This is a genomic window from Candidatus Saccharimonadia bacterium, assembly GCA_035544015.1.
In the GTDB taxonomy this organism is placed as follows: Bacteria; Patescibacteriota; Saccharimonadia; order UBA4664; family UBA4664; genus UBA5169.
The window spans coordinates 1-8,824 of the sequence record DATKIP010000007.1 but is presented as its reverse complement, the minus strand read 5'-3'; the positions used below and the strand labels follow the sequence as shown (position 1 = coordinate 8,824).

Annotated in this window: 8 protein-coding genes; all 8 read left to right on the top strand. The window is 53.6% G+C overall.

All coding sequences use genetic code 11. From position 1 onward, the window contains the following. The first annotated feature begins 98 nt into the window (after positions 1 to 98). The 8 genes from VMT30_00090 (at position 99) to VMT30_00055 (ending at position 8,618) form a co-directional block, all read left to right on the top strand. Positions 99 to 494 carry a phage tail tube protein gene (locus VMT30_00090; protein ID HVQ43355.1) on the top strand — a complete coding sequence of 132 codons (396 nt, stop codon included), beginning with the start codon at positions 99 to 101 and terminating at the stop codon, positions 492 to 494. A 2-nt stretch (positions 495 to 496) separates the two neighbouring features. Further along, the gene (locus tag VMT30_00085) at positions 497 to 895 is read left to right on the top strand and encodes a hypothetical protein (protein HVQ43354.1); all 399 of its coding nucleotides are present in this window, start codon (positions 497 to 499) and stop codon (positions 893 to 895) included. Between the two features lie 123 nt (positions 896 to 1,018). Then, positions 1,019 to 2,797 carry a hypothetical protein gene (locus VMT30_00080; protein HVQ43353.1) on the top strand — a complete coding sequence of 593 codons (1,779 nt, stop codon included), beginning with the start codon at positions 1,019 to 1,021 and terminating at the stop codon, positions 2,795 to 2,797. A gap of 11 nt (positions 2,798 to 2,808) precedes the next feature. Next, a complete protein-coding gene (locus tag VMT30_00075; protein ID HVQ43352.1) occupies positions 2,809 to 3,657 on the top strand; it encodes a hypothetical protein in 849 nt (282 codons plus the stop codon). Continuing rightward, positions 3,657 to 5,975: a hypothetical protein gene (locus VMT30_00070; GenBank protein HVQ43351.1), complete on the top strand. Its 2,319-nt coding sequence runs from the start codon at positions 3,657 to 3,659 to the stop codon at positions 5,973 to 5,975. Before VMT30_00075 ends, VMT30_00070 begins: the two co-directional genes overlap by 1 nt. Continuing rightward, positions 5,976 to 7,874, top strand: a complete 1,899-nt coding sequence (locus VMT30_00065) for a hypothetical protein (protein ID HVQ43350.1) — start codon at positions 5,976 to 5,978, stop codon at positions 7,872 to 7,874. A gap of 1 nt (position 7,875) precedes the next feature. Then, positions 7,876 to 8,304: a hypothetical protein gene (locus VMT30_00060; protein ID HVQ43349.1), complete on the top strand. Its 429-nt coding sequence runs from the start codon at positions 7,876 to 7,878 to the stop codon at positions 8,302 to 8,304. After that, positions 8,304 to 8,618 (top strand): hypothetical protein, encoded by a 315-nt coding sequence (locus VMT30_00055; protein HVQ43348.1) that lies wholly within the window; start codon positions 8,304 to 8,306, stop codon positions 8,616 to 8,618. Before VMT30_00060 ends, VMT30_00055 begins: the two co-directional genes overlap by 1 nt. Positions 8,619 to 8,824 lie beyond the last annotated feature (206 nt).

Sequence of the window (8,824 nt, the reverse complement as noted above, 5' to 3'; positions counted from 1 at the left end):
CTTGAAGACGAACGGGATTTTCGCGAAGGTGGTGGCGATCAGACCGAATATCCGTTTCATGTGACTTTGGATTTCGTCGTAACAACAGGGGAAGCCCCATGACGGCACGAGTAGGACGGCAAGTCGATTTCTTCTTCGGTGGTAATTCCCCTGGTGATCAAGTCCAGGGTGTTCGCGAAAAGGGAGTCGAGTGCAACGGTGAAGCGATCGACATCACCAGCGATGAAGACGACGGCGTTCGCACATTGTTGACGATACCGGCCGAAGACCAGGTGAATATCACACTTAGTGGTGTCACCAAGGATACGCGGATGAAAGCCGCGTGGTTCGCGCGCGAGCGTATGAATAACATCACTCTGCGCTATCCGGATGGCTCGACGATCTCCGGTGATTTCTTCATGACAACTTACACCGAAGGCGAGAATTATAAGGAAGCCACAACCTTTCAATCGACGTTGCAATCGTCCGGCGTCGTCACCTTCACGCCGGGATAATCATGTTTGAAGCAGTTGACCTAATTTGGGGTGAAGAAGTTTACACGATCGCACCGGATAAGATCCTCGGTGCGATCGCAATCATAGAAGAACATTATACATTTCAAGATCTCGCTGACGCCAACCAGAAGCAAAAGCTTTCCCTTGTTGGTCTCGCGCGTGCATATGGCGATGTGATGCGTTATGCTGGCGCGAAAATCACAGATGAACAAGTGTATGTCGGCATGTTTAGCGGTAATATGTCCAGCAATGTTCGTAATTCTGTTAACACTTTACTCGCCATGATGATTCCACCGTCTGTCATTGCTGCGGCTAATCAACCAGGGGCAGGGGGCGCGGCAAGGGGAAACCTAAAATCGTCAAAGGCGTCTATCAAGCGCTCGTCTGCACGGGGAAAATAGCACCGTCCGCATTTTGGGCATTGCAACCGGGTGAGGTGTGGTGGTGGATAGAACACCTCAAACCGGCGCCGGACTATGCCGGCATGTCAGAGGATGAGGTAGCCGCGATCTATAGCGAGGCATATGGCGATGGCGACGACTAGCGAAATTGGGTCATTGCGGGTTCGCCTGGCGCTGGACGCGGCGGAATTCATCAAGGGTGGCAAGTCGGCGGAAAGCGCAATGGAAGCGCTGGCCGCCAAGGCTTCCGAGATTGGCGCCACGATCGGCACGGCGCTTAAAGGCGGCCTGGTCGCCATCGGCGCGGGCCTCACGCTCGCCGGCATCAAGGCGGCCGCCGACAGTCTCCACGACCTTGCCAAGACGGCGGACGGTATCGGGATCACCACCGACCAATTGCAAGAATTGGGACATGTCGCGCTGCAAGCCGGCATTAGTCACGAGACGTTCAACGAAACACTCAAGACGTTCAAAGATCGGCTTAAGGAAGCATTCGACGGAAGTGGTGAACTTGTCGATAAGCTGAAAGAAAACGATCTTGCTTTTCTGAATACCTTGCGTGGAACAAAAGATGTTTCTGACGCGCTCAAATTATTGGCCGATCATTACAACGAGCTTACCGATAACGCCAAACGAAGTGAACTTGCGAATGCTGCTTTTGGTGCGAACACTGAGGAACTGACACGCTTTTTAGAAAATGGAAGCGCCGGCATAAAGAAAATGTCGGATGAGGCGAGCGGTCTCGGTCTTGTCGTTTCAAAAGCGAGTGTTCAAACAGGTACGGAATTTGCCGAGGCTATCCGAAAATTAACTGTCGCCGCTGATGAATCATCTGAGGCATTCGGCGTAACTCTTAAGAACGCGATCATTTTAGTTGCGCCGCTGCTAATCGATCTCGTCAATATCGCGACACAAGTCATTGTCAGCATTCAAGGAATTAGCACGGCGATCAAGGAAGCGTTTAGCACGACAGCCGCCGAGCAGGTCACACAGCTAACAGTGAAGGTCACGGACGCGGCGAATGCGCTCGCTGAGGCTGAGGCGAAGCTTGCCAAGCAACCCGGCGCCGTGGGGCTGGAAAATATCGTGAAAACGCGGCAGGGCCAACTTGACGCGCTTAACCAGCAACTTGCCGTTGCGCAAGGCGAGCTTGATCGTACCACCTCCGGTATAATGGGACCCAAGCCGGCTGACACACCCGTCAAGCTTCCGGATATCAAAGAAACGGATGACGAAAAGGCTAAGCGGTTGCAGGCGGAGCATGAAGCGCAACGAATAATGAATCAAGAACTTGATCGATACAACACGCTCCGGCGCGAAGGCAAAAAGATCATCGACGAGACGGCCACGCCTGAAGAGGCGATGTTAGACCGGCAAGACAAACTGAATCGCCTGCTTCAAGCTGGTGCGATCGATGCGGACACCTACGGCCGTGCGATGCAGAAAGCAACGCTCGTTGCCGTAGGTGCCTATGCTGGTATGGCATCGGCGATCGCCAGCAACCTGGAAAAGGTGTTCAGCAATTCCAAGGCGGTGGCGATCGCCTCGGCGCTGATCAACACCTTTGAGGGTGCCACGAAGGCGCTCGCCGCGTACCCGCCACCGTTCAACTTTGCGGTTGCCGCGTCGGTGGTGGCGGCCGGGCTCGCACAGGTCGCGAACATCCGCAAGACGTCCAAGGGCAGCACGGGAGGCGGTGACAGCGGGAGCGGAGCCACCGCCAGCGCTGATACCGGGACCGGGTCGGGCTCGACCTCGACGCAAGGGGGTGTGAACCAAACGCTTTTCGTCCAAGGCATTTCACCTACGCAAATGTTCAGCGGTGACGTGGTGCGCAATTTCGCTGAATCATTGCTTGCTTACCAACGCGATGGCGGCAAAGTGATCCTTGACCGGGCATAGGCGAGGGCACAATGAGCGTCGTAATATCGAGCAGTTTGGTTGTCAGCCTCACCCGGTCGATCATCGGTGACAGCCTCAATGGCAATAGTCCGCTTGTTGGCTATCAAAACCTGGTCACGATTTCCAATATCAGCACCACTTCCGAAGATCCTAATAACCCGGCTGTGAACCTGGCGAACCCGGCGACGCATCTGGTATGGGTCGGTCTCAACGGTTCGCCGACGGGTGACGAATATATCACGGTTGTGCTCGATACCACCGAAGACGTCGATTATGTCGGGATCGCGCGGCACAATTTCGCAACCGGTCTCATCCCGGTGTCGGTCGAGATCCAATCACAGAACGGCGGTTCATGGGTCGAGGTGATCGCGGACTCATTCTTGCCTACGGATGGCCCTGTGATTTTCCGGTTTGAGCCGCAAGCCTTGTACGCGGTCCGGGTGCGCCTCCAGCCTTCGCGAGCGTCAACGCCGGTCGCGCCGACGGCGGCCGTGGTTTATGTCGGGAAGCTGTTGCTTTTGCAGCGGCGCATTTATGTCGGACATACGCCGATTCCCTATGGTCGCTCGCCGCGCATCGTCGCGGGCAAGAGTGAGAGCGGTAATTTCCTTGGCCGCATCCTGATCGGTGCAAGTCGGATGACCGGTGTTGATCTCGCAAACCTAACGCCGGCATGGTACCGCGCTTACATGGACCCGTTCATAGACGCCGCGCAGTTGAACCCGTTCTTTTTCGCGTGGCGACCGCTCGATTACCCTTATGAAGTTGGTTACGGTTGGATTACTGACGAGCCGCAACCAACGAACCAACGTTCTAATGGGATGATGCAAATCAGCTTCAAAATGACTGGTATCGTTTAATGACCGGCGAGGGCAAGCGATCGTTGACATATGTCGAGGTCGATATCGATCATTGCGCGAACACCTATGGAATCGCGCCTTGCACGGCGGCCGTCGGTGTGACTGGTACAGACAAATGCTTCAACAGCCTGAAGACGTGCCAAGATCGGGTGCATTTCATCAATGACCCTGTGACCATCCGGTTTGCCATCGATTGCGATTATCTTCCGACCGATATCCCGGCGATACCCTCGATTGGTGGTGTCTCGTTCTCGCCGGCAACGATTAGCCTCGGTAAGGACTTGGGTCAGCGCGCAACGTTGAATGTTAAGTTCAGGGATCATCCACACAGTGATACGGGTCCCGGTTTTGATAAATACTACGCCGAACGGTCTTACAATCCATTTGAGCAGGGATCGTTTTGGGGCAAATGGCGTGCGCGTCAACCGTTCCTTAAAGGTCGAGCAATCCGGTTGATCCGTGGGTTCATTGGTCAAACGCTCGCCGAGATGGACACACGGCACTATATCATTGAATCGTTCGATGGTCCGACACCGGCCGGTGAATATAGCCTGATTGGTAAGGATGTCTTGAAGCTTGCCGATGGCGATCGTGCGCAAGCGCCGACTGTGTCGAACGGGTTTCTTGTCGCCGGCATATCGGCTGCGGCCTTGTCGGCAACGCTTTCACCGTCCGGTATTGGTGCGGCGGAATATCCCGCATCGGGATATGTCGCCATCGGCGGCAGTGAGATTATGAGTTTTACGCGCGTCGGTGACGTGCTGACGATCGTGCGTGGGCAATTGGGAACGACGGCCGCCGCACATGACGTGCAAGACCGGGTTCAGCTTTGTTTGCAATATGTTGGTCAAGATCCGGCTGACATCATTTATGATTTGTTCACGACCTATGCGCTGGTACCACCGTCATATATCATTTTGAACGATTGGACGAATGAGACGGGATCGTTTCTGCAACGGTTGTATGGTGCAACGATCGCGGAGCCGACGGACGTTAACACCCTAGTTAGTGAGCTGATCGAGCAGGCCGCCCTTGCGATGTGGTGGGATGACGTCAACCAAAAGATCAACCTTAAGGTGCTGCGCGCGATCTCGGTGGACGCTTTCACGTTCGACGATGAGAACACCTTGCAGGGTTCATTGCAGGTCACCGAACAGCCGAACCTTAGAGCATCGCAAATCTGGACCTATTACGGCCAGCGCAACCCGCTCCGGCCGATCGACGAGCCGGACAATTTCCGCTCGACCCTTGCGACAGTCAATCTGCAAGCCGAGACGGACGAAGGCCAAGCGGCAATCCTGAAAATCTTCTCGCGCTGGATACCTGCGTTTGGCCGCGATACCGCCGAGCGGTTGAACGATATCCAGCTCGGTCGGTTCCAGGTTCCACCGCGTCGGTTCACCTTTGAGGTGTTCCGCGATTCGGTCGACGATCCGGTGTTAGGCGGTGGGTACCAGGTCGGCAATTGGTCAATACAGGATGCTTTTGGTGCGCGTGCGCTCGCGCCAATTCAGATCACCAGGTTGAACGGTGTTGCTGAAAAGTTCACGGTCGAAGCTGAGGAAATGCTTTTCGAAGCGCTCGACCCGGCGGACTTGATCGACCGAACCATCATCATCGACAGCAACATAAACAATGTGAATCTGCGCACGATCCATGATGGTATTTTCCCGGTTCCGGTTGCGTTCGAGTCCCCTTCGATCACCGTGACATGCATTATTGAAAGTGCGGTGATCGTCGGTTCAGTCGACACCGCCACGCCATCATTCGACGTCGGAACATGGCCCGGCGGTGTGTCCATCCATCTCGTAAACAATGGCGAGATACGCGGCGCGGGTGGCGCGGGCGGTGTTGGCGGTAATGCCAACGGTTCTAACACCGGTTCGCCGTTGAATGGCTTTCCCGGTGGTACGGCGCTTTATACGCGATATCCGATTACTTATGAGGACGCCGGTTCGATCACTTATGGTGGCGGCGGCGGTGGTGGTGGTGGTGGGTATCGCGGCGGCGGTGGTGGTGGCGGTGCGGGTGTTGTGCCGGGTCTCGGTGGTGATGTCACCACGAGCACGTCAAGCCCGTCACCGGGCGACCCTGGAACGCAGGACGCGGGCGGCCTGGGTGGTGACGGCGGTGGTGCTACGGATCTCGACGGCGGTAACGGCGGCACACCTGGCGTCGTTGGTAATGATGGTCAAAGCTTGCCGGCAAGTTCACTGTTCGGTGGCAATGGCGGCGCGGCCGGTGCCGCGATTGACGGTATCTCGTTTGTGACGCAGGTTGGCGCGGTGGGCAGTCGTTTGGGCGGACAGGTGAATTAGATGGCCTTGGCAAGATGGCAAGCGACTATCGTCGACGAGGACGGGACGATCCTTCCCGGCGCAAGCGTCGAGGTTCGGCAGGAAACTGGCGGTTCGCCGCTCGCGGTGTTGTTCAGCGATCGAAGCGGCCTGGTCTCGATCGGGAACCCTTTCGTTGCCGATGCGGAAGGTTTTGCCGCGTTCCACGTCATTGGAGGCGCCTATAAGATCACAGCGACGTCAGGGACGTTCTCGCGGACATGGCGTTATGTCGGCATTGGAACTGCAAGTGAACATGATGATGATTCGGACGATCCATTATCAGGAATAGCGTTGGATGCCGGTGCATCAATAAATTGGAATTTGGGTGATGTTACAATTACCCATGTTTTAAGTGGATCACCTTTTGAAAGTTCATTGGCTTTTACTGGTGCCGAGGGTGGTTATAGTTTTGATGACGATATTTTACAACCATCTAAAGGCACTCATGGTTTATGGACGGACGTTTCGCCTTTCGTAAGTATTGCTAAGTTGGATAGGGTGTTTGTAGGTTCGGCTGATAGTTGCACCGGATCATTTAATGCTAATGACCAAGGTGGAATTGTTCCTACAGTTGCCAGCGGTGCAAGTTATCTTGCTGTTCACGCGCAATTACTTTCATACGCTCGAAATGGTGGATATGGTATTGTTGGAGGTTCGCGTTCATCTGATCAGTTCGGCACATCCGGGAGCATCGGTGTTTCTGGTTTCCTGATCAATGACAAGGCATCTGGTATTGGTTGGGCGCTCTATTCTGATTTGCAGCACGAGAGCGGTGCGCTGTCCAGCTATGGACTTGAAGTTGCTGCAAAGAATAAGGGAAGCAATGTCAACCCTGACCCATATAACATGGGTGGTGCCGGTGTCATTGGTGTATGGCTTGCTGGTGGTGGAGATAATGCTTACGGTGGGAATGCTGCGAACCCATCGGCCAATGCCATCGGCATTCTTAAGAATGCACATACCTGGAATAAAGGTATTGTGTTTCGAAGTGATGCACTGACGGGAACAGATGGCGTTACTGGTGTCGGCGAGGCTATCTCGCTGGCGCGCGGTCATCAAATCAACTGGTACTATGCAGGGAGTAATTTTGGCGCCGGTATTCAATCGATTGTCGATGCATCGTCTAGTTCGTTACTTCAAACATTTGACGATAAAACAGTTTATTGGGTAAGTGCTACAAGTAAACTTGCATTTCAGATAAGTTATAACGCAAGCGCTGTAAATTATCTGACTGTCACATCGACCACGACAGGCAACGGGCCAATAATTGGCGTCGCTGGTGATGACACTAACATATCCTTAAACTTGACCGGCAAGGGTTCTGGAACCATTCTTGCTGACAGGCAAATAACTGCAACATTAAGCAGCACGTTTGCTATTCCGCTTCAAGCTGTCAGTACGGATGCAAGTGCAAGCGCTGGACCATTCATAAATCTATTCCGCAACTCGGCGTCACCGGCGGCTAATGACCTTATCGGTTCTTTCCTTTGGCAAGCTCGCAATAGCACACCGGCGACAATCAACGCAATCCAACTTGCGGGAACACTGCTTGATCCAACGGCCGGAAGCGAAGATACTCAACTTGATCTCACTTTGTTTGTTGCCGGTGCCACATCGGCCGCCATGTCTTGGGCAAATGGCGTTACCATCGGTGCGCCGACTGGAGGTTTTCAAGGCGCTGGAACGCTCAATATGGATAATGCAATCTACCGCGACGGGACACAAGTTGTCGCAACGCGTGTTACAGGTTGGAATGCTCCTGGTGCTGGTGCTACGAGAGGAACATTCAATGTGGCCGGAGCAACCGCCGCAACATGCGCAGGGGCGATTGCTGGATTGATAGAAGACCTGCGTTCTCATGGATTGATAGGAACATAAAATGGCAAGCAATCTTTTCGTATTACCATTCAATGGCTTATTCCCTCCATTGTCTTTGGCCATCAGGGAAAAATCAGAAGATATAATCTGGGCATCTATTGATTGCCAAGGGATAGATTTTGCAAGTGCTGCCGTTGGTTACATCGAGAATGACACACTAATTCGTGACGTCGTTCTGGTTGCAAATTATGTTGATGCCTCAAACTATGCAATAAAATTAGACACTAGCATATATGTTGGTCAAAAATATACGGTTATTGCTTCCGCTACCGTGTTTCCTGCTGCTGGAGATATTGAGGTATTTCTTGACCCTCAGGTTAGATTAATTGACGGAAATTCAAGTGTCATCATTCCCCGTGGAACAGCGAAAACATTTATTCCTGTAGCCTGGGACTCGATCAACTCAGTGAATATTTGGGCTGCTATCTAATGAACAAAGAACTTCAACGCGCCCAAGACATGCTTGCAGCGATGCAGGCACAGCGCGACAATGCCTTGAACGCCGTTGTCATGATGCAAGCCGATCTCGCCGACGCTCGCCGTGTCGTGGACGCGGCAAACAACGAAATGACGGAATTGCGTGCCCATCTCGCCGCGTCACAGGCCGCATATATCGAGATCATCAAACCATTCGAGCCTGACCATAGGGGAACGACGCTTCCGGCTGGCAATGAACAAACGCTTAACGGAGGGGTTGTTTCGTCACAGGTCGATGATATCCAAATAGGTGTACCGACGATTTAGCCTAGTGACGCAACGCCTTGAGAATGTTAAAATTATGCCAGAAACCGAAAAGGTGGAACACCGACTAGACAGTCTGGAACTTCAAGGCGTGGAACAGAAAAACCGGCTTATCCACGTCGAACGGTCACTCGGCGAGGTTGCGCGAAATGTGACCGAATTAGGAAGCAAGCTAGACACAGTCGTTACAGCCGTGACAACGGTTACGG